The organism is Cryobacterium fucosi (genome assembly GCF_004403515.1).
GTDB lineage: Bacteria > Actinomycetota > Actinomycetes > Actinomycetales > Microbacteriaceae > Cryobacterium > Cryobacterium fucosi.
Window position 1 is genome coordinate 19350 of sequence record NZ_SOHH01000050.1, and the last position, 21241, is coordinate 40590.

17 protein-coding genes are annotated in these 21241 nt (G+C 68.2%); 16 read left to right on the top strand and 1 reads right to left on the bottom strand.

Annotated features, from left to right (window positions below; translation table 11 throughout):
- The first annotated feature begins 50 nt into the window (after positions 1-50).
- From chvE to E3T48_RS05485, 5 genes are all read left to right on the top strand, one after another.
- On the top strand, positions 51-1172 hold the full coding sequence (gene chvE / locus E3T48_RS05465; protein ID WP_134522813.1) for a multiple monosaccharide ABC transporter substrate-binding protein: 1122 nt from the start codon (positions 51-53) through the stop codon (positions 1170-1172).
- A gap of 90 nt (positions 1173-1262) precedes the next feature.
- Entirely contained in the window at positions 1263-2792 is a 1530-nt protein-coding gene (gene mmsA / locus E3T48_RS05470) for a multiple monosaccharide ABC transporter ATP-binding protein (RefSeq protein ID WP_134522814.1), read from the top strand.
- A gap of 6 nt (positions 2793-2798) precedes the next feature.
- Positions 2799-3986 carry a multiple monosaccharide ABC transporter permease gene (gene mmsB / locus E3T48_RS05475; RefSeq protein WP_134522815.1) on the top strand — a complete coding sequence of 396 codons (1188 nt, stop codon included), beginning with the start codon at positions 2799-2801 and terminating at the stop codon, positions 3984-3986.
- 31 nt (positions 3987-4017) lie between these two features.
- Entirely contained in the window at positions 4018-4707 is a 690-nt protein-coding gene (locus E3T48_RS05480; protein ID WP_134522816.1) for a sugar O-acetyltransferase, read from the top strand.
- A gap of 72 nt (positions 4708-4779) precedes the next feature.
- A complete protein-coding gene (locus tag E3T48_RS05485) occupies positions 4780-5796 on the top strand; it encodes a LacI family DNA-binding transcriptional regulator (protein WP_134522817.1) in 1017 nt (338 codons plus the stop codon).
- Positions 5797-5836: 40 nt separating this feature from the next.
- Here E3T48_RS05485 and E3T48_RS05490 read toward each other — a convergent pair whose 3' ends face one another.
- A complete protein-coding gene (locus tag E3T48_RS05490; protein WP_134522818.1) occupies positions 5837-6082 on the bottom strand; it encodes a hypothetical protein in 246 nt (81 codons plus the stop codon).
- Positions 6083-6539: 457 nt separating this feature from the next.
- Between E3T48_RS05490 and E3T48_RS05495 the strand changes: the two genes are divergently transcribed.
- From E3T48_RS05495 to E3T48_RS05545, 11 genes are all read left to right on the top strand, one after another.
- Positions 6540-7808, top strand: a complete 1269-nt coding sequence (locus tag E3T48_RS05495) for an ABC transporter substrate-binding protein (RefSeq protein ID WP_134522829.1) — start codon at positions 6540-6542, stop codon at positions 7806-7808.
- Between the two features lie 175 nt (positions 7809-7983).
- Positions 7984-8967 (top strand): carbohydrate ABC transporter permease, encoded by a 984-nt coding sequence (locus E3T48_RS05500; RefSeq protein WP_134522819.1) that lies wholly within the window; start codon positions 7984-7986, stop codon positions 8965-8967.
- Positions 8968-8969: 2 nt separating this feature from the next.
- Positions 8970-9869, top strand: a complete 900-nt coding sequence (locus tag E3T48_RS05505) for a carbohydrate ABC transporter permease (protein ID WP_134522820.1) — start codon at positions 8970-8972, stop codon at positions 9867-9869.
- A 2-nt stretch (positions 9870-9871) separates the two neighbouring features.
- Complete coding sequence (yicI, locus tag E3T48_RS05510; RefSeq protein ID WP_134522821.1) at positions 9872-12226, top strand: alpha-xylosidase; 2355 nt, start codon at positions 9872-9874, stop codon at positions 12224-12226.
- Complete coding sequence (locus E3T48_RS05515) at positions 12223-13668, top strand: GH1 family beta-glucosidase (protein WP_134522822.1); 1446 nt, start codon at positions 12223-12225, stop codon at positions 13666-13668. The genes yicI and E3T48_RS05515 overlap by 4 nt, the downstream gene beginning before the upstream one ends.
- 46 nt (positions 13669-13714) lie before the next feature.
- Complete coding sequence (locus tag E3T48_RS05520) at positions 13715-14884, top strand: ROK family transcriptional regulator (RefSeq protein ID WP_241986672.1); 1170 nt, start codon at positions 13715-13717, stop codon at positions 14882-14884.
- Between the two features lie 251 nt (positions 14885-15135).
- Complete coding sequence (locus E3T48_RS05525) at positions 15136-16413, top strand: multidrug effflux MFS transporter (protein ID WP_241986673.1); 1278 nt, start codon at positions 15136-15138, stop codon at positions 16411-16413.
- A 199-nt stretch (positions 16414-16612) separates the two neighbouring features.
- Positions 16613-17335 carry a phosphatase PAP2 family protein gene (locus E3T48_RS05530; RefSeq protein WP_134522824.1) on the top strand — a complete coding sequence of 241 codons (723 nt, stop codon included), beginning with the start codon at positions 16613-16615 and terminating at the stop codon, positions 17333-17335.
- A 94-nt stretch (positions 17336-17429) separates the two neighbouring features.
- A complete protein-coding gene (locus tag E3T48_RS05535; protein WP_134522825.1) occupies positions 17430-18713 on the top strand; it encodes a saccharopine dehydrogenase family protein in 1284 nt (427 codons plus the stop codon).
- The gene (locus E3T48_RS05540) at positions 18710-20083 is read left to right on the top strand and encodes an NAD(P)/FAD-dependent oxidoreductase (protein WP_134522826.1); all 1374 of its coding nucleotides are present in this window, start codon (positions 18710-18712) and stop codon (positions 20081-20083) included. Before E3T48_RS05535 ends, E3T48_RS05540 begins: the two co-directional genes overlap by 4 nt.
- A gap of 137 nt (positions 20084-20220) precedes the next feature.
- Entirely contained in the window at positions 20221-21027 is an 807-nt protein-coding gene (locus E3T48_RS05545) for a GNAT family N-acetyltransferase (RefSeq protein WP_134522827.1), read from the top strand.
- Positions 21028-21241 lie beyond the last annotated feature (214 nt).

Genomic DNA, 21241 nt, shown 5'->3' on the forward strand with positions numbered 1-21241 from the left:
GCAGTTCTGCCTCCTCGTGCGATCACAGCATTCAGAGCAGAAAGCAGATCATGACGACAACCAAGAGGCTGTTCACCATCGTTGCCACGGGAGCAGTCGCGCTCTCGCTCGCGGCATGTTCGGGCACCACCACCGGCTCCACCGGAAGCACCGGCGCGGCCATCGCCGACTGCAACGTCGGCATCTCGATGCCCACCCGCAGCCTCGAGCGCTGGATCAACGACGGTGAGGGGCTCAAGACCCAGCTCGAAGACGCCGGCTGCACCGTCGACCTCCAGTACGCCGACAACAAAACCGACCAGCAGATCAGCCAGATCCAGAACCAGGTCGCCGGTGGTGCCAAGATCCTGGTCGTTGCATCCATCGACGGCAAGGTGCTCTCGCCCGTGCTCGCCGAGGCCAAGAAGCAGGATGCCACGGTGATCGCCTATGACCGGTTGATCAACGGCACCAAGGACGTCGACTACTACGCCACCTTCGACAACTACAAGGTCGGGCAGCTGCAGGGCGAGTTCATCGAAGCCCAGCTCGGCCTGGCCGACGGCAAGGGCCCGTTCAACCTCGAGCCCTTTGCCGGCAGCCCCGACGACAACAACGCCAAGTTCTTCTTCTCCGGCGCCTGGGACGTGCTGCTGCCCTACGTCGAGAGCGGCCAGCTCGTCGTGCCCAGCGGCAAGGCGCCCAAGTCCAACGACGAGTGGACGACGCTCGGCATCCAGGGCTGGGCTTCTGACAAGTCCCAGGCCGAGATGGACAACCGTCTCTCCTCCTTCTACGGCAACGGCGCGAAGGTCAACGTCGTGCTCTCGCCCAACGACAGCCTGGCCGTCGGGATCGAAGCCTCGCTCAAGTCCGCGGGCTACAAGCCCGGCGCTGACTACCCGCTGATCACCGGGCAGGACGCCGACAAGGCCAACGTCAAGGCGATCCTCGATGGCGCCCAGTCGATGACCGTCTGGAAGGACACCCGCACCCTGGGCAAACAGGTCTTCACCATGATCCAGTCCATCGCGGCGGGCGACACGGTCGAGGTCAACGACACCAAGACCTATGACAACGGCAAGAAGGTCGTGCCGTCGTTCCTGCTCGCCCCCGAGGTCGTCACCAAGGACGACGTGCAGACCAAGCTCATCGATTCCGGGTTCATCAAGGCCTCGGACGTCGGCCTCTAGGTCGACTCCCCGGGTGGCGGGGCCGGCCGGTCCCGCCACCACTACGGCACGTTGCACCACCGATGAAACACGCTGACAGGAGCGCCAGTCATGAATAGTCCGATTCTTCGGATGCTCGGCATCGAGAAGGACTTCAATGGGGTCAAAGCCCTCGACGAGGTCTCGATCGAAGTGGAACGCGGCAAGGTCCACGGCATTTGCGGGGAGAACGGGGCCGGGAAGTCCACGCTGATGAAGGTGCTCAGCGGCGTCTACCCGCACGGCAGTTACGACGGCAGGATCGAATTCGAGGGCGAGGAAGCCACCTTCCGCTCGATCAACGACAGCGAAGCCGTCGGCATCGTCATCATCCACCAGGAACTCGCCCTGAGCCCGTACCTCTCTATTGCGGAGAACATCTTCCTCGGCAACGAGAACTCGAAGCGCGGCGTCATCGACTGGAACAAGACAAACCTCGAGGCGTCGAGCCTGCTCGCGAGGGTCGGGCTCGACGAGAACCCGGCCACCAAGGTACTCGAACTCGGCGTCGGCAAGCAGCAGCTCGTCGAAATCGCCAAGGCCCTCTCCAAGCGGGTCAAGCTGCTCATCCTCGACGAACCGACCGCCGCGCTCAACGACGAAGACTCCGATCACCTGCTCGACCTGATCGAACACCTCCGCGGGCAGGGCATCACCTGCATCATCATTTCCCACAAGCTCAAGGAGATCCGCCGGATCGCGGACACCGTCACGGTGATTCGTGACGGTAAGACGATCGAGACGATCGACATGCACGGCCCGGATGCCACCCAGGCCCGGATCATCCGCTCAATGGTGGGCCGCGACCTGAACAGCATGTTCCCGCCGCGCGAACCCAAGATCGGCGCGGAGATCCTCCGGGTCGAGGACTGGACGGTCTACCACCCGGTCGACACGGCACGCAAGGTCGTCGACAACGCCTCCTTCACGGTGCGGGCCGGCGAGGTGGTCGGCTTCGCCGGACTGATGGGGGCCGGCCGCACCGAACTCGCAATGAGCCTGTTCGGCCGCTCCTACGGCACCAACATCTCCGGTCGGGTCTACAAGAACGGCGAGGAAATCTCCGTGCGGACCGTCGACGAGGCCATCCGGAATGGGATCGCCTATGCCACCGAGGACCGCAAGAAATACGGCCTCAACCTGATCGGCGACATCACCGTCAACGTCTCGGCCGCGGCCCTGGCCACCCTCGCGAAGTACGGGGTGATCGACCGCCACCGGGAATACAAGGTCGCCGAGAGCTACCGCACCCGGATGAACATCAAGGCGCCGACCGTCTCGGCCATCACCGGCAAACTCTCCGGCGGCAACCAGCAGAAGGTGGTCCTGTCGAAGTGGATCTTCGCCGGCCCCGACATCCTCTTCCTCGACGAACCGACGCGTGGAATCGACGTCGGCGCCAAGTACGAGATCTACGGAATCATCAACGAACTCGCCGCCGCCGGCAAGGCCGTCGTCGTCATCTCCTCTGAACTGCCGGAGCTGCTCGGCATCTCCGACCGCATCTATGCGATCTCCGACGGCCGGATCACCGGCGAAGTCGCCGGCGTCGACGCCACCCAGGAATCCCTCATGCACTACATGACTGCGGGAAAGGACTAAACCGCAATGACAACCACCACTCCCGCCAAGCGCAAGCCGCGGCTGGCCATCAACTTTCGCCAGTACGGAATCCTCGCCGCCCTGGTCGTCATCGTCGTGCTGTTTCAGGTGCTCACCAACGGGCGCCTGCTGCTGCCGGGCAACGTCAACAATCTGATCCAGCAGAACGCCTACGTGCTGATCCTCGCCGTCGGCATGGTGGTGGTGATCATCGCCGGCCATATCGACCTGTCGGTCGGGTCGGTGGTCGCCATGGTCGGTGCGGTCTCGGCGATCGCCACGAACGTGTGGGGTCTTCCCTGGTGGGCGTCCGTGCTGCTCGCTCTGCTCGTCGGTGCGCTGGTCGGGGCCTGGCAGGGTTTCTGGGTGGCGTTCGTGGGCATCCCCGCCTTCATCGTGACACTGGCCGGCATGCTCATCTTCCGAGGTCTCACCCTCGTCCTGCTGACGGGCGGCACCATCAGCGGGCTTCCCGACCAGTTCACCGCGATCGGGGCCGGCTGGCTGCCGGGCTTCCTTGGTGAACTCGGTGGACGCGACGTGCTGACCCTGGGTCTCGGGCTGGTCACCTGCGTGGCGCTCGTGCTGCAGCAGCTGCGCACCCGGGCGACCCTCCGCCGGCTGGAGTTGCCCCGCGAGACGCTCACCCAGCTCTGGCTGAAGAACGGCATCGCGATCGTCGCCATCATGTGGCTGGCTTGGCTGCTGTCGGGCTACAGCGGCACTCCGATCATCCTGATCATCCTTGCCGTGCTGATCCTGCTCTACACGTTCATGCTCAACCAGACAGTGTTCGGCCGGCACGTGTACGCCATCGGCGGCAACCTGTTCGCGGCCATGATGAGCGGCGTGAAAACGAAGTGGGTCAACTTCTACGTCTTCGTCAACATGGGCGTGCTCGCCGGCCTGGCAGGGGTCGTCAGCACGGCCCGCGCGGGCGGTGCCGTGGCATCCGCCGGCCAGAACTACGAATTGGATGCCATCGCGGCCGTCTTCATCGGCGGTGCCGCGGTGCAGGGAGGCATCGGCACGGTCGTCGGGGCCATCGTCGGCGGCCTGGTGATGGGCGTCCTCAACATGGGCCTCTCGATCCTCTCGGTCGACGCGGCGTGGCAGATGGCGATCAAGGGGCTTGTGCTTCTGCTCGCGGTCGCCTTCGACATCTTCAACAAGCGCCGCAGCGGCGGACGCTGATTCGGCGGGCGGCCATCGATAGGATATGTTCATGTCTCAAACAAATAGGCCGACGCCGGACCCCGGTCGCTCGGAGTTCGACAAGATGGTGGCGGGGGACTGGTACCGGTACCGCTCCGGCCCCGAGCTCGCCGAGCTGACCATCGGCACCCAGCGCACCTGCCGGCAGATCACCGCCCTCTTCGACGAGGACAGGGATGCCGCCCAGAAACTGTTCACCGGGATGCTCGGCACGGCCGGCGAGGGCGTCGACTTCCGGCCGCCGCTCTACCTGGACTACGGCTCTCGCCTGCACGTGGGGGCCGGCACCTTCATCAACGCCGACTTCCTCGCCCTTGGCGGCGGGGAGATCACGATCGGGAAGAACGTGCTCGTCGGGCCGAGCGCACGCCTGTACACGCCGATCCACGCGCTCGACGTCGGCGAACGCCGGGCCGGCTACGAGCGGGTGCTGCCGATCCGGATCGGGGATGACGTCTGGCTCGGCGGGAACGTCGTCGTCTGCCCCGGTGTCACGATCGGCGCCGGCAGCGTCATCGGCGCCGGCTCCGTCGTCACCAGGGATGTGCCGCCGGGGGTCATCGCCGTCGGCAACCCGGCACGAGTCGTCCGCACCCTCGCCGAGGCCGAGCAGGCAGACCAGACCGAGCGCACGGGGCAGGCAGGCCAGGCCGAGCGCGTCGGGCAGCACCGGTCGGAATCAGGCGCACCCGCGCGGTAACGAGCACGACGTGGCCGGATGCCGCGCACGGCTTGATGCGGCAGACTGTGCCACGAGGGATTCGAGGGGTTCATGGCGAGCATTCACGACGTGGCGCGGGTGGCCGGCGTGTCGATCAGCACGGTGTCGTACGCGCTCTCCGGCAAGCGTTCCATCGCCGAGTCGACCCGGCTCCGCATCAACAATGCCGTGGAACAGCTGGGCTACCGGCCCAACGCGGGAGCGCGCATGCTTGCCGGGACGCGCACCAACATCTTCGCGCTGACCGCGCCGTTCCATGCGGAGACCTACGCGCCCGCGCACATGGCCTTCGTGCTCGCGGTTGCGCAGGCCGCCCGCGCCCACGACTACGACGTGCTGCTGCTCACCCAGGATGAGGCCACCAGCGGACTGCGGAGAGTCGCCTCCAGCCGGCTTGTCGACGGCATCATCGTGCTCGACGTCGCGGCCGAAGACGACCGGGTGGGGGTGATCAGAGAACTCGGCACCCCGGCCGTCTTCATCGGGATCCCGCGGGACACCGAGGGTCTCGTCTGTGTCGACCTCGATTTCGAAGCCGCCGCAGCCCTGGCGATCAGTCGACTCACCGACGCCGGCCATCGGTCGATCGGGCTCATCGGCCACTCGCCCGGCGTGTATGCGCGCGGCTCCAACTTTCCGCCCCGGTTCCGGGACGGCTTCTTCAGCGCCGCGGCGGCGGAGGGGGTCGCGACCGCGTTCGCCATGCCCGAGCGCGACGGTCCGAGCGTGCGAGCGGCCCTCGACGAGCTCTACCGGACGTTGCCGGGGATGACCGCCCTCGTGCTGCACTGCGAGGAGACGGTGCAGGCGGCCGTGATGGACATCCTGCGCGAACGCGGTCTGCGCGTGCCGCAGGACCTGTCGGTCATTTCCGCGTGCGCGAGCTTCGAGACGGATCACTTCGAGCCTGCCCTTGACACCATCCCGCTTGTCGCGGCCGACTCCTGCACGCGGGCGGTGGAGCTGGCGATCGAGCAGGTCGCCGTCCCGATCGCACCCCGGGTCGAGCTCGTGCCGCCGCGCTTCCTCGAGCGCGGATCGATCGCGCCTCCCACGCCCCGCCGCTGAGGGTCGACTCGCCCCTGTCCCCGGGGATTGGCGACCTCGGCTATGCGTCGCCGAGTCCTTCGCCGACCACGAAGACCAGGGCCAGCGGAACGGTCACCCCGAGGGCGATGACGTTGAGCACTGAGCGCTCCCGCCACAGCCAGACGCACAGAACATTCAGCACGGCCGCAGCGTCGATGCGCACGGTTCCGATGGCCGGCATCACCCAGGTGTCCGTGACGGGGTACGTCTCGCGGAATATCGTCGTGACCACCGGCAGGATCAGCCAGGAGGCCAGCCCGATCACGGACAGGCCGATTGCCCACCGGCCCAGGGCGGTCTGCGGGGGTACGGCAGTGATCCCACGACCTCGAGGAGGTGGGACCGGGGCCCGGTTCGGTTCATTTCGGGGGTTCGACATGAGCGGGACCCTTCTCGGCTGGAGTGCCGGGCAGTGCGGCGTGACCCGCCCGGTTTGACGGTCGTGGTAGCCCTCGGACGCGGTGCCGGCGAGGGTGGCACACGGGCGTCCCCGCCCCGTTGCGCGTATATGTTGTAAATCTCAACAAACCCCTTGTGTGGAAGTCCCTCCCTCCTCTATGCTTCAAAGCGACCCACTGTCGAAGCGTTTCGGCAGGCGATAGGCACTGCAACTATCGAAGCGTTTCGATTGCGTTTCGCTCAGGGTTTCGGGGCGGCCAGCGTCGCCCACTACAAGGAGGTAGAACGTGAGATTAGGAAAGCGCACTCTCGCCGTCGTGGCGATGGCGGCAACGGCGGCCCTGTTGTCGGGCTGTGCAAGCGGCGGGGGCGGCGGCGCGGCGGACGACGCGAGCAAGACCCTCACCCTGTGGGACTTCGAGAGCGACACGAGCGCGATGGGCATCGCCTGGAACCAGGCGATCAAGACCTTCGAGAAGGAGACCGGCGCGAAGGTCAAGTTCGAGGCCAAGAGCTTCGAGCAGATCCGCTCGACCGCGAGCCAGGTGCTCAACTCGGACAAGGCCCCCGACGTGCTCGAGTACAACAAAGGCAACGCGACCGCCGGGCTCCTGGCCAGCCAGGGCCTGCTGAGCAACCTCGACGACGCCGTCAAGAAGTACGGCTGGGCCGACAAACTCGCACCGTCGCTGCAGACCACGGCGAAGTATGACGAGAACGGCATCATGGGCTCCGGCTCCTGGTACGGCGTGCCCAACTACGGCGAATTCGTCGAGGTCTATTACAACAAGGACATGTTCGCGAAGTACAACATCGCGATCCCGACCACGCAGGCCGAATTCGAGGCGGCGCTCAAGACCTTCGCCGATGCCGGGATCACCCCGCTGGCCGAGTCGGCCGCCGAGTACCCGCTGGGCCAGCTCTGGTACCAGCTCGCCCTCACCAAGGCCGACCGCAGCTTCGTCGACGACTACCAGCTCTACAAGGGCAAGGTCGACTGGCAGGGCAAGGAACTGAGCTACGCCACGGAGGCCATCAAGGACTGGACCGACAAGGGCTACATCAGCAAGGACGCCAGCGGCACCAAGGCAGAGGATGCCGGCACCGCCTTCATCGCCGGCACCAACCCGATCTTCTTCTCCGGCAGCTGGTGGTACAACCGCTTCACGACCGAGGTCAAGGGCTTCGACTGGGGCACCTTCCTCTACCCCGGCGCGAAGATGTCGCCCGGCTCCGCCGGCAACATGTGGGTCGTCCCGGAGAACGCCAAGAACAAGGACCTCGCGGCGAAGTTCATCGACATCACCATGCGACCGGAGATCCAGGCCCTCATCGGCAACAACGGCGGAGTGCCCGTCGCGGCGAACGCGGCAGACATCACCGACCCGAAGAGCAAGGAACTGATCGACAACTTCAACACCCTCACCGGTGAAGACGGCATCGCGTTCTACCCCGACTGGCCCACCCCGACCTTCTACGACCAGCTCAACGCCGGCCTGCAGGAGCTCATCAACGGCACCAAGTCGTCCAAGGACGTGCTGACCCAGCTCGGCGGCCAATACGAAGACGGCATCAAGGACATCAAGAAGTAGTCCTTCCGGCCGCTGAGTTGCGGAGAAAACACCCTTGACTCGAGGGTGAAGGTGTTTTCTCCGCAACTCGGAGCGGCTCGAGGCCCTCGTGGGGTCTCGACACGCTCGACCACCGGGCGCGGAGCTCGACCACCGGGCGCGAAGCCCGACCACCGAACTCAAGAAAGGCACGACGATGGCCACACCAGCCCCGTTTGCCGGCACGAAGACCGCCTCGCGGAAGGCGCCCGCGGGCGCCGCCCCGATCACCAGCCTCATCCCCGGGGCGACCGGCCGTGGCTTCTGGATCTACCTTCTTCCGGGCCTGCTCCTGCTCACCATCATCGTTCTCATCCCGCTGGGCTGGAACCTGTACCTGACCTTCACCTCCTACCGCGGCATCCGCCCGCCGGTCTGGAACAACTTCGAGAACTGGACGAAGCTGTTCGGTGACGACGTCTTCTGGACCTCGTTCGGCAACTCGGTGGCGATGATCGTCGCGATGGTGATCGTGCCGACGCTGCTCGGCCTCGTGCTCGCGGCCATGCTCTTCGACCTGGTCGGCAAGAAGTTCGGCAGCAGGATCGCCAGCTTCCTCCGCGCCACCTACTACCTGCCGCAGATCCTCCCCGTGGTCATCGCGGCGATCGTGATCGGCTGGATCCTCCGCCCCGAGAACGGCGCGCTCAACCAGGTGCTCGGCGCTGTCGGCCTCGAGTCGCTGCAGCACAACTGGCTCGGCAGCCCCGACACGGCCCTCGCGAGCATCATGGTGATCATGGTCTGGGTGCAGCTCGGCTACCCGATCGTCATCTTCATGGCTGCGCTGCAACGCGTCGACCCCGAGCTGTACGAAGCCGCCGAACTCGACGGGGCCAACTGGTTCCAGCGGTTCCAGGCCATCACGGTCGGCATCATCCGGCCCGAGATCTTCGTCGTCACCCTCACCTGCACGATCGCCGCCCTCAAGGTGTTCGGCCCGATCTACGCGCTCACCCGCGGCGGCCCCGGAACGTCCACGATCGTGCCCAGCTACTACTCGTACAGCGAGTTCTTCCAGAACCAGCAGGTCGGCTACGGCGCCACGATCGCGACGGCACTCACCGTCGTGGTCGCGATCGTCGCGATCGTGTTCATCACTTTCCAGACCCGGCTCGAGCGCCGGGACGAGGAGCGCTAGAAATGTCCACCCTGACCGAGAAACTCCGCCCGGTCCGCGCCGCGGCTCCCCGCCCCCCGAAACTGCCGACGGTGCACACCCGTAAGTCGGCCGGCGACTGGGTCATCCTGGTCGTCGCGATCCTGATCGGCTTCTTCATCGCCGTCCCGTTCCTGATGATCCTGATCAACTCGTTCAAGTCGCCCGCCGACTACAACAGCTCAGGCCCGCTCACCCTGCCGACCAACCTCTACTTCGACGGCATCGTCAACTTCTGGACCAGGGTGAACTTCCCGGAGAAGCTCTGGAACAGCATCCTGATCTCCACCGTCGTGGCGGTCGCCGCCGTGGGCATCTCGATGTTCAACGCCTTCGCGATCGGCATCGGCCGGGTGCGCGGACGCACCTGGATCGTCGTGCTCGTGCTGCTGGCCAACATGGTGCCGCAGGAGGCCCTGCTCTACCCGCTGTACTACATGTTCAAGCAGGTCGGCCTGTACGACAACGTCTGGGCCGTGATCATCATCTTCACGGTCATCCAGAGCGCGTTCGGCACCTACCTGCTCGCCTCGGTCTACGGCACCTTCCCCAAGGAACTGCTCGAGGCCGCGTCGCTCGACGGGGCGAGCCGCTGGCAGATCCTCTGGCGGGTCGTCTACCCGATCAGCCGGCCGACGCTCTCGGTGCTTCTGATCTTCTTCTTCATTTGGACCTGGAACGAGTTCCTCATCCCGCTGACCTTCCTGGTCAGCAACGCGAACCAGACCGTTCCGGTGGCGATCAGCGTGCTGCAGGGCGACCGGCTGATGGACGTCACCACCACGAGCGCTTCGGCACTGCTTGGCCTGCTGCCGACGCTCATTTTCTTCCTGATTTTCCAACGCACGCTGACGCGTGGCATCACCGCGGGAGCAGTCAAGTAATCATGAAATTCACCGATGGATTCTGGCATGTCCGCCCCGGCGTGACCCCCCTCTACGCCCAGGAGGCGTACGACCTCGAAACCGTGACGGATGCCGGCGCCGACGGCGACGCGCTGCGAATCGATGCGCCGACCAGGGTCATCGCCCACCGTGGCGACGTGCTCAACCGGGCGCTGCTCTCGGTGACGCTCTCGTCACCGCTGCCCGGCATCATCCGGGTGCGGGTGGCCAAGGACACCGGCGGGCACATCGAGCCCGGGTTCGAGCTTGACGGCCAGACCCGCGGCAGCGGCATCGTCTCCGTCGACGAGACGGGCGGATCGGTGACCAGCGGCCCCCTGACCGCCCGGATCGATCGCGGCAGCCCCTGGAACCTCCGGTTCGAGGCCGACGGCAGGACCCTCACCCAGAGCGGCCCGAAGTCGATCGGCCACATCTCGCTCGCGGCCGGGGCCCCCATCGCCGCGGAACCCACCGGGGTCTCCGGCGTCACAGCGACCGGGCTCGCCCCGGCATCCGCCTACACGCACGCCCGCCTCGGACTGGGCGTCGGCGAACTCGTCTACGGGCTCGGCGAACGGTTCGGCCCGCTCGTGAAGAACGGCCAGACCGTCGATATCTGGAACGCCGACGGCGGCACGTCGAGCGAACAGTCCTACAAGAACATCCCGTTCTACCTCACCAACCGGGGCTACGGCGTGCTCGTCAATCACCCGGAGCACGTCTCGTTCGAGGTGGGCAGCGAATCGGTCGAACAGGTGCAGTTCTCGGTCGCCGGCGAGCACCTCGAATACCTCGTGATCTACGGGCCGACGCCCAAGGAGATCCTCAGCCGCTACACCGCGCTCACCGGGCGCCCCGCCCAGGTGCCGGCCTGGTCGTACGGCCTCTGGCTGTCGACCTCGTTCACCACGAAGTACGACGAGGCCACGGTGAACTCCTTCATCGACGGCATAGCCGAACGGGACCTGCCGCTCTCCGTCTTCCACTTCGACTGCTTCTGGATGCGCGAATTCAACTGGACCGACTTCGAATGGGACCCCCGCGTCTTCCCCGACCCCGAGGGAATGCTCGCCCGCCTGCACGGCAGGAACCTGCACGTGAGCGCGTGGATCAACCCGTACATCGCCCAGCGCGCCCCGATCTTCGCCGAGGCCAAGGCCGCGGGCTACCTGGTGAAGAAGGCCAACGGCGACGTCTGGCAGTGGGACTTCTGGCAGGCCGGCATGGGCCTGGTCGACTTCACCAACCCGGATGCCGTGACCTGGTTCCAGGGCAAGCTGCGCCGCCTGCTCGCCCAGGGCGTCGACGCGATCAAGACCGACTTCGGCGAGCGGATCCCGCTGGACGTGGTCTGGCACGACGGTTCAAGCCCCGAGCGGATGCACAACTGGTACACCCAGCTCTACAACGCCGCCGTGTTCGAGGTGCTGCAGGAGCAGCGCGGCACGGGCGACGCCGTGCTCTTCGCCCGCTCGGCCACCGTCGGCGGCCAGAAGCAGCCTGTGCACTGGGGCGGGGACAACTCCTCCAGCTACGAGTCGATGGCCGAGACCCTGCGCGGCGGGCTCTCCCTCGCCCTCTCCGGCTTCGGGTTCTGGAGCCATGACATCGGCGGCTTCGAGGGCATGCCCAACGCGGCCGTGCTCAAGCGCTGGCTCGCCTTCGGGCTCATGTCCAGCCACTCCCGGCTGCACGGCTCCACCAGCTACCGGGTGCCGTGGCTCTTCGACGACGGCACCGAGGCGCCGGGGGAGAGCGCCGTCGACGTCACCCGCCGGTTCACGAAACTCAAGCTCTCGCTGATGCCGTACCTCTACGAGGTCGGCCTGGAGGCGCACCGCACCGGCATCCCGTTCATGCGGCCGATGCAGCTCGAATTCGCCGGCGACCCCGCGGTGGACTACCTCGACCGCCAGTACCTGCTCGGCCACGATCTGCTCGTCGCCCCGGTGTTCAGCGAGGCCGGCGACGTGTCCTACTACCTGCCGGCCGGAATCTGGACGAACTATTTGACCGGCGAGACCCAGGCCGGCCCGGCCTGGCGCCGGGAGACCCATGCGTTCTCGAGCATTCCGCTCTGGGTGCGGGAGGGTGCCGTGCTCGCGACCGGGGCCAGGGACGATGTCCCGGACTACGACTTCACCGAGAACGTTCTGCTCACCGTCTACCCGGGCGGAGCGCCGACTCGCACCGTGCAGGTGTCGAATCCGCTCGGCACCATCGTCGTGACCTTTACGATTGTGGATAGCGGCGACGGTGTCACCGTGCACAGCGACTCGACCGCGGCATTCCGCGCTCGGCGCGCGGGAGGCGACACCACGGAATCCGCCCACGGAAAGGCAACCCTCTCATGACCGTTTCCCGCCAGGGCAACCCCGACTACCGCGACTCCGGGCTCGAATTCCCGGAGGGCTTCATCTTCGGTTCGGCCACCGCCGCGTACCAGATCGAGGGGGCGTTCGACGAGGACGGCCGGGGTCCGTCGATCTGGGACACCTTCAGCCACACGCCGGGCAGGGTCGAGAACGGCGACACCGGTGACCAGGCCAGCGACCACTACCACCACCTCGAGGAAGACCTCGACCTGATGGAGTCCCTCGGACTGCACGCGTACCGGTTCTCGATCGCCTGGTCGCGCATCCAGCCGACCGGCCGCGGCCCCGCCAACGAGAAGGGTCTCGCGTTCTACGGGCGCCTCGTCGACGGGCTGCTGGCCCGCGGCATCCGCCCGATCGCGACTCTCTACCACTGGGACCTGCCACAGGCGCTGGAGGACGAGGGCGGCTGGACCAACCGGGACACCGCGTACGCCTTCGCCGACTACGCCCGCATCATGGGCGAGGCGCTCGGCGACCGGATCGACACCTGGACCACCCTCAACGAGCCGTGGTGCTCCGCCTACCTCGGCTACGCCTCCGGCGCGCACGCGCCGGGCCGCACCGACGACGCGGCGGCGCTCGCCGCGGTGCACCACCTCATCCTCGCTCACGGCCTGGCCATCACGGAGCTCAAGAAGGTCGTCACGAACGACCCCGACTTCTCGATCACGCTCAACCTGCACGTCATCCGCGGCGAGGGCGAGACCGGGCCCGAAGCGGTGAGGCAGATCGACGGCCTCGGCAACCGGGTCTTCCTCGGGCCGCTCCTGACCGGTGAATACCCGGCTGATGTCCTCGCCGACACCGCGGGCATCACCGACTGGTCGTTCGTGCGGCCCGGTGACACCGAGATCATCCACCAGCCGCTCGACGTGCTCGGCGTCAACTACTACTCCACGACGCTCGTGCGGCTCTGGGACGGCGTGTCGCCGTTCCAGCACTCCGACGGGCACATGGACGTCGGCGCCTCGCCGTGGCCCGGCGCCGAGCGGGTCGAGTTCCTCGCCCAGCCCGGTCCCTACACCGAGATGGGCTGGAACATCGAGCCCGCCGGCCTCGAGGAGCTGCTGGTCAAGCTGCACGACGAGTTCCCCGACCAGCCGCTGATGATCACCGAGAACGGCGCGGCCTTCGCCGACGTCGTCGTGCAGGAACCGGCCGGCCCGGCGGTGCACGACCTGGAGCGCACCGACTACCTGCGCCGGCACTTCACGGCCGCCCACCGGGCGATCCAGCGCGGCGTCGACCTGCGCGGCTACCAGGTCTGGTCGTTCATGGACAACTTCGAATGGGCCTACGGCTACTCCAAGAGGTTCGGCATCGTCTACATCGACTATGACACCGAGGCGCGCATCCCCAAGGACAGCGCGCTCTGGTACCGGAGCCTCGTGTCGACCGGCATCATCCCGGAGGGCTAGGGGAGGAACGATAGCCTGAGGGCCGACGAGTGGATTGGAAGACACGGTGCAGGGCAGCAACCATGACGATGTGCGCCGGCACAACCTGTCGGCGATCCTTCGCATCGTCCACCGCAACGGGCCGACCTCCCGCGCGCAGCTGACCCGGCTGACCGGCCTGAACCGGTCCACGATCGCGGCCCTCGTCGGCGAGCTCGGCCAGCTCGGCCTCGCCGGCGAACGCGACCCGGATTCCACCAACCAGGTCGGCCGGCCCAGCCCGGTGGTGTTCTGCGCCGAGCAGGTCGTCGCGCTGGCCGTGAACCCCGAGATCGACGCCGTCACGATCGGGATCGTCGGCCTCGACGGCACAGTGCACCGGCGCATCCGCTACGCGACCGAACGCTCGCCCAGCGCGAGCGAGGCCGTGAACATCGCCGGCGCGGTGATCGAGGGGATGCGCGGGGAGCCGGAGTCCCGGTTCCGGGTGGTCGGGATCGGCGTCGCCGTGCCCGGCCTCGTGCGCGCCCACGACGGCCTGGTGCGCTTCGCCCCGCACCTCGGCTGGACCGACGAACCGCTCAAGGAGATGCTCGAACAGCTCACCGGGTTCCCAGTCTTCGCCGCCAACGACGCCAGCCTCGGCGCGCTCGCCGAACAGTATTTCGGGGCGGGCAAGGGCATCACCGACCTGATCTACCTCAACGGCGGAGCGAGCGGCATCGGCGGCGGAATGATCGTCGGCGGCAACCCCGTCGGCGGCATCGCCGGGTACGCGGGCGAGTTCGGCCACACCCGGGTGAGCGGCGGCTCCCGCACCGACTCCGCCGGGATCACGGGCACCCTCGAGGCCGAGGTGACCCGGGAGGAACTGCTCGGGGTGCTCGGGCTCGAGAGCGCGGATGCCGACGAACTGGAACAGGCCCTGCTCGCCTCCGACTCTCCCCAGGTCAGGGACGAGGTCAACCGTCAGCTGGACTTCCTCGCGGTGGCCCTGGCCGGCGCCATCAACATCCTCAACCCGCAGCTGGTCGTGCTCGGCGGGTTCTTGGCCGCGCTGTTCGCCGTCGACCCCGACCGGTTGCGCGCCGCCGTGGCGTCGATGACGCTCGTGTCCTCGTTCGGCAGCGTGCGGGTCAGCGCGGCCGAGCTGGGCTCCAACCTGCTCATGATCGGCGCGGCCGAGCTCGCCTTCGAGGGGCTGCTCGACGACCCGAGCGGCGTGCCGACCTCCTGACCTGGTTAGGCCGCGTGTCCGGCCTGGCGGCACGGTGCGCGATCCGGCCGATTCGCGCAATCTTCGGCGCGGATCCCGGCCGGGGGAATAGGAACGGCCCGGGCCCGCTTGTTCCAGACAGCGGCTCCGTGTTCCGCTGCCGGTAGCGTCGCCCGTGACTCGGTGCGCGAACGCCGTCTCCAGCCCCTGTCAGCCCCGCCCGGCCGACGCCCCACCAGACACTCCCCATCGACACCGAGGAACTCCACCACGTGACTACCGCCGTCATTCCCGTGATCACCCAGGCCCAGCTCCGGTCGACCGCCCCGCACCCCGGGGATGCCCTCACCCGGCGCCAGCGCCTCGTCTACGTCCTCGTGCTCGGCGCGCTCACCGCGCTCGGCCCGTTCACGATCGACCTGTACCTGCCGGCCTTCCCGACCCTGCAGAACGAGCTCGGGGTCTCGGCCGCGGCCATCCAGCTCACCCTCACCGGCACGATGATCGGCTTCGGCTTCGGCCAGCTCATCGTCGGCCCGTGGAGCGACAAGGTCGGCCGCCGGCTGCCGCTGATGCTCGCGACCGGGTTCCACATCCTGGCCAGTGTCGGCGCCGCGCTCTCCCAGGACATCGTCTGGCTCGGCGTCTTCCGCCTGCTCCAGGGCTTCGGCGCCGCGGCCGGCGCCGTCGTCGCCCTCGCCATGGTGCGCGACCTGTTCGGCGGCAAGCCGCTGGTGCGGATGCTGTCCCGCCTCGCCTTGATCAGCGGCCTCGCGCCCGTGCTCGCCCCGGTCATCGGTTCCCAGCTGCTGCTCGTGATGAGCTGGCGCGGGATCTTCTGGGTGCTCGCCGCGTACGGCACCGTCGTCATCCTCGCCGTCGCGTTCTGGATCGTCGAGACCTTGCCCGCGGCCGAACGGCACACGGCCGGGCACAGCACGCTCGCCCAGCGCTACCGGGCCGTGCTCAGCGACCGGATCTTCGTCGGCGTCGCGATCATCGGCGCCATGACGTTCACCGGGCTGTTCTCCTACCTCTCGGCGTCGTCGTTCCTCTTCCAGGAGGTCTACGGCTTCAGCGCGCAGCAGTACGGCATCCTCTTCGCCGTCAACTCGCTCGGCATCGTCACCGGGGTGCAGCTGAGCTCCCGGCTGATGCACCGGTTCAACGTCGGCCCGCAGTGGATCGTGGCGGTGTCGACGGTGGTGCTGGTCATCACGTCGGCGGCCATCGTGCTGCTCGACCTGGCCGGCGCCGGGCTCTGGGGCACCCTGGTGCCGCTCTGGTTCTTCATCGCCGCCTGCGGGTTCACCCTGCCGAGCGTGCAGGTGATCGCCCTGAGCGCGCACGGGCACGAGGCGGGCACCGCCGCATCGCTGCTCGGCGCGGCGAACTTCGGCGTCGCCGGCCTGATCTCGCCGATCGTCGGCGTGCTCGGCGTGGGCAACTCCATCCCGATGGGCGCGGTGATGGGAACCACCGCCCTCGTCGCGATCGTCGTACTGTGGACGGTCGTGCGCCCGCGCTCCGTGCCCGCCCTGGAACGCTGAGGCCGCCCGGCCCCGCCCGGCCCCGCCCGGCCGCCCGGAGTGCCGGCCGGCGCGAACGTTCGCGATGGAGTTTTTCGCACAGTGCGGGGTGTCCCGCCCGCGAAGACGGCGTGTTGCGAAAATCTCCGGTCCGGCGTGCAGACCTTGGGGGGCAAGCCGGCGGAGCCGATCTGCCCGCGACACGTTCTAGCATTGACGGATGACCAGCGAGAGATCCCCGGAGACCGCCGCCGCCCCCGCCGCACGCCGCATCGCCCGGCGCTGGCCGCTCGTGAGCGCGCTGGCAGCGCTGGCGCTGGCATTCGGGCTCGGAGCCCTGATCGTCTACCGGGACAACGGTAAGCCGCTGCGGATCGACGCCGCGTGGATGGACGAGATCATCGAGCACCGCGCTCCCGTCTGGGAGTACCTGTCGCTCGCGATGAACTTCCTCGGCGCCGGGATCGCCGGCGTGATCGTCATCCCCGTGCTCATCCTCGCCGCGTTCCTCCTGCTCCGGCGACCATGGGCGGCCGGGTACTTCCTCGCGGCGACGATCGTGAGCAGCGCTCTCGTGCAGGTGCTGAAGAACCTGTTCGGGCGCGCCAGGCCGGAGGACATGCTGGTCACCAGCGACTTCGGTTCATTCCCGTCCGGTCATGTTGCCAACGCCGCGACCATGGCCGTCTGCCTGGCCATCCTCTTCCCGCGGGTCTGGGCCTGGCTGGCCGGAGCGTTCTACACCGGGGTGATGATGGTCAGCCGCACCTACCTCGGCGCCCACTGGCTCACCGACACCATCGGCGGGCTGCTCCTCGGCGTGGGGGTGTCCGTGCTGCTCTGGGCGCCGGTCGCCGCGAAACTCGACGGCGAACGGCACCTCGCAGCGCGGCATCCGTCACCCCGTCGAATTCGACGGAGAATTGCCGGAAATGACGCCTGAAACGCCCCAAAACATCACTTTTGCCCAGAATCTCCGTCGAATTCGACGGCCCGCGGGGCAGACAGGGGCGGATGCCGCAGGGTAGCGTCGTGCCATGAGAATCCTCCTTGTCGGGGCGGGCGGCGTCGGGGACGCGTTCGCGAAGATCATCGCCCGACGCACGTTCTTCGAGCACGTCATCGTCTGCGACTACGACCTCGCCCGGGCGGAACGCACCGTCGCCACCGTCGCGGCCAAGCATGGACCCGGCGTCGCGAGCCGGTTCACGGCGGCACAGATCGACGCGGGCGACCCGGACCGGGTCGCGGCCGTGGCGAGGGAACACCGGGCCACCCACGTGATGAACGCGGTGGAACCCAAGTTCGTGCCGACCATCTTCGCCGGGGCGCTCGCCGCCGGCTGCGACTACCTGGACATGGCCGCGAGCCTGTCCGAGCCTCACCCCACCGAACCGTACACGGAGACGGGCGTCAAGCTCGGTGACGACCAGTTCGCCCAGGGCCCCGACTGGGAGACCGCCGGTCGCCTCGCCCTCGTGGGCATGGGCGTCGAGCCGGGCCTGTCGGATGTCTTCGCCCGCTACGCGTCCGACCATCTGTTCCGCGAGATCGACGAGCTCGGCACCCGCGACGGCGCCAACCTGGTGGTGCGTGACGAGGCGGGCAACGAGATCTTTGCGCCCTCCTTCAGCATCTGGACCACGATCGAGGAGTGCCTGAACCCGCCGGTGATCTTCGAGAAGGACAGGGGCTGGTTCACCACCGAACCGTTCAGCGAGCCGGAGATGTTCGACTTCCCGGAGGGCATCGGCCCGGTCGAGTGCGTCAACGTTGAGCACGAGGAGGTGCTTCTGATGCCGCGCTGGCTCGACGCGAAGCGGGTCACGTTCAAGTACGGTCTCGGCGAGGAGTTCATCGGCGTGCTGAGGACCCTTCACCTGCTCGGCCTGGACAGCGTCGAACCGGTGCGCGTGCGGAGCGCGGCCGACCCGGTGATGGTCGCCCCGCGCGACGTCGTCGCCGCCTGCCTGCCCGACCCGGCCACGATCGGGCCGCGGATGACCGGCAAGACCTGCGCCGGGGTGTGGATCACCGGCACGGGGCCGGATGGCAGGCCGCGCGAGGTCTACCTCTATCACGTGAGCGACAACGAGTGGACGATGCGGGAGTACGACGCCCAGTGCGTGGTCTGGCAGACCGCGCTGAACCCGGTCATCGCGCTGGAACTTCTCGCCGCGGGCACCTGGGGCGGCATCGGCGTGCTCGGCCCGGAGGCCTTCGACGCCAAGCCGTTCCTCGACCTGATGGCCGCGCCGATCGAGGAGGGCGGCTACGGCGAGGCGTGGGGGATGGAAGACCGGCTGGCGTCGCGCCCGTGATCAACGGTGAAGTCTCCTTCTGGTGGAACCAGATCGGCCGGCCGGCCCCGCGCCCGCCGCTGCCCGGGCCGATCACGGCCGACGTGTGCATCGTCGGCGCCGGGTACACCGGGCTGTGGACCGCCTACTACCTGAAGAAGGCCGCCCCGGCGCTCCGCGTCGTCATCCTCGAGCAGCGCTTCGCCGGCTACGGCGCGTCCGGGCGGAACGGCGGCTGGCTGACCAACTCGATCACCGGCGGGCGCGAGCAGTACGTCGCCAGCCATGGGCGAGAGGCCGCCGCCCGGTTCCAGACGAGCATGAACGAGACCGTCGACGAGGTGATCCGGGTCGCCGCGGCCGAGGGCATCGACGCCGACATCGTCAAGGGCGGCGAGTTCACCGTGGCCTACGACCAGCCGCAGCAGCGGCGGCTCGAGGCATCCGCCCGGGCCGAGCAGCGGTGGGACATGACGGATGTCGAACTCCTCTCCCCGGCGGCGGCGCGCACCCGCATCGACGTGGCCGGCGCCACCGGGGCGATGTGGCACCCGCACTGCGCGCGCATCCACCCGGCCAGGCTCACGGCCGGGCTCGCCCGGGTGGTCCTGGCGCTCGGCGTGGAGATCTACGAGAACACCCGCGTCAGCGAGATCACGCCGCACCGGGCGATGACCGAGCATGGCGCGGTGGAGGCGGAGTTCGTCGTGCGCGCCACGGAGGGCTTCACGGCCGGGCTGAAGGGCCTGCACCGGGCCTGGCTGCCGATGAACTCGTCGCTGATCGCGACCGCGCCGCTCGGCGAAGCCGTGTGGGAGAGCATCGGCTGGAACGGCCGCGAGACCCTCGGCGACATGGCGCACGCGTACATGTACGCGCAGCGCACGGCAGACGACCGGATCGCGATCGGCGGCCGGGGCGTGCCCTACCGCTTCGGCTCGCAGACCGACTCCGACGGGCACACCCCGGCGAGCACGGTCGCGGCGCTGCGCGGAATCCTGGCCCGGTTCTTCCCGGCGACGGCCGGCGTCGCGATCGACCATGCCTGGTCAGGCGTGCTGGGCGTTCCGCGTGACTGGGCGGCGACCGTCGGGCTCGACCCGGTCACCGGGCTGGCCTGGGCCGGCGGCTACGTGGGCACCGGGGTGGCCACGACGAACCTGGCCGGGCGCACCCTGACCGACCTGATCCTCGAGCGTGACACCGGTCTGACCGGGCTGCCCTGGGTGAACCACCGGGTGCGCAACTGGGAGCCGGAGCCGCTTCGCTGGCTCGCCGTACACGCCCTCTACCGGGCCTACTCGTTCGCCGACCGCGCCGAGCTGACCCGGCGGCAGACCACCTCGCCGATCGCGAGCATCGCCGACGTGGTCTCGGGCCGCGGCCACTAGCCCGGCCTTGGGCATCCGCTCGGCCCGTGCATAACTCCTGCAGATTGTGCCAAAAAGCCCCCTACAGGCCGGTTCGGCGGGAATTCGCCCGTATTGCAGGAGTTATGCCCGGGGGGCGAATGTGGTCTACTCGTTGCATGAGCGTTGAGCCCGAGATTGTCGCTGAGGCCTACCGGCTGGCGGATGCCGCCGCCGAGGCCGCAGGGGTGTCCGTGCGGATGGCGGAACCCGGCGACATGACCCCTGTGATCGGGCTGTTCGAGCGCACCTGGGGCGTCGGTCGCAGCCCCGACCGCTCGATGCTGCTCGCCCTCGACTACGCCGGGAACACCGTGCTGGTCGCCAGCGAAGGTGCCAAACCGGTCGGTGCGACGCTGGGCTTCCTGGGCTGGTCCGACGGCATCCACCTGCACTCTCACATGGCGGCCGTGGTGCCGTGGCGGCGCAGCGGCGGCGTCGGCTACGCCCTCAAACTGCTCCAGCGGGCGGTCTGCCTCGAACACGGCATCGTCGAGATGCGCTGGACCTTCGACCCCCTGATCCGCCGCAACGCGCACTTCAACCTGGTCAAGCTGGGCGCGGAGGTGGTGCGTTTCCTGCCGGACTTCTACGGGCGCCTCGACGACGTCATCACCGGCAGCGACCGGAGCGACCGCTTCGAGGTGCGCTGGCTGCTCGAGTCGGCCCGGGTGCGGGGAGCCCTCGCCGGCACGCCGAGGCCGGGTTGGGAGGCTCGCCTGCGGCTCCCGCTCGACGTCGACTACGAACGGCTCCGGGCCGACGACCCGGCCGCGGCCGCCCGGCTTCGCGATCGGTCCCGCGCGCTCTTCACGGATGCCCTGGCCCAGGGTCTCCGCCCCGAACTGGACGCCGCCAACGACTACGTCTTCGTGCGGCCGGAGACGGATGCGACGGCGCCGCCCGCCGCGCCGGAGGGAACCTGACCGCTCCTGCACGGTTCGGCCCGAAATGACCTGACCGCGCCGCTCGTCTCGGGGCTAGGATTCAGGCCATGACCCCCAGCGAACCCGTAAACCAGGTATCCGAGCTGAAGGCCCGGGCGGAGGCCGCGATCGCCGCCGCCCGGGCCGCGCAGGCCGAGGCCGAGGCGGCCATCGCTCGGGCGGAAGCGGCCCAGGGCGCGGCCCAAGCGGCAGC

Coding starts and splice junctions, on each gene's coding strand:
- E3T48_RS05485 (WP_134522817.1), top strand. CDS start 4,780: ATGGCGAGCATTCACGACGTGGCGCGGGTGGCCGGCGTGTCGATCAGC.
- mmsA (WP_134522814.1), top strand. CDS start 1,263: ATGAATAGTCCGATTCTTCGGATGCTCGGCATCGAGAAGGACTTCAAT.
- E3T48_RS05500 (WP_134522819.1), top strand. CDS start 7,984: ATGGCCACACCAGCCCCGTTTGCCGGCACGAAGACCGCCTCGCGGAAG.
- E3T48_RS05505 (WP_134522820.1), top strand. CDS start 8,970: ATGTCCACCCTGACCGAGAAACTCCGCCCGGTCCGCGCCGCGGCTCCC.
- E3T48_RS05535 (WP_134522825.1), top strand. CDS start 17,430: ATGAGAATCCTCCTTGTCGGGGCGGGCGGCGTCGGGGACGCGTTCGCG.
- E3T48_RS05515 (WP_134522822.1), top strand. CDS start 12,223: ATGACCGTTTCCCGCCAGGGCAACCCCGACTACCGCGACTCCGGGCTC.
- E3T48_RS05545 (WP_134522827.1), top strand. CDS start 20,221: ATGAGCGTTGAGCCCGAGATTGTCGCTGAGGCCTACCGGCTGGCGGAT.
- E3T48_RS05495 (WP_134522829.1), top strand. CDS start 6,540: ATGGCGGCAACGGCGGCCCTGTTGTCGGGCTGTGCAAGCGGCGGGGGC.
- chvE (WP_134522813.1), top strand. CDS start 51: ATGACGACAACCAAGAGGCTGTTCACCATCGTTGCCACGGGAGCAGTC.
- yicI (WP_134522821.1), top strand. CDS start 9,872: ATGAAATTCACCGATGGATTCTGGCATGTCCGCCCCGGCGTGACCCCC.
- E3T48_RS05480 (WP_134522816.1), top strand. CDS start 4,018: ATGTCTCAAACAAATAGGCCGACGCCGGACCCCGGTCGCTCGGAGTTC.
- E3T48_RS05530 (WP_134522824.1), top strand. CDS start 16,613: ATGACCAGCGAGAGATCCCCGGAGACCGCCGCCGCCCCCGCCGCACGC.
- mmsB (WP_134522815.1), top strand. CDS start 2,799: ATGACAACCACCACTCCCGCCAAGCGCAAGCCGCGGCTGGCCATCAAC.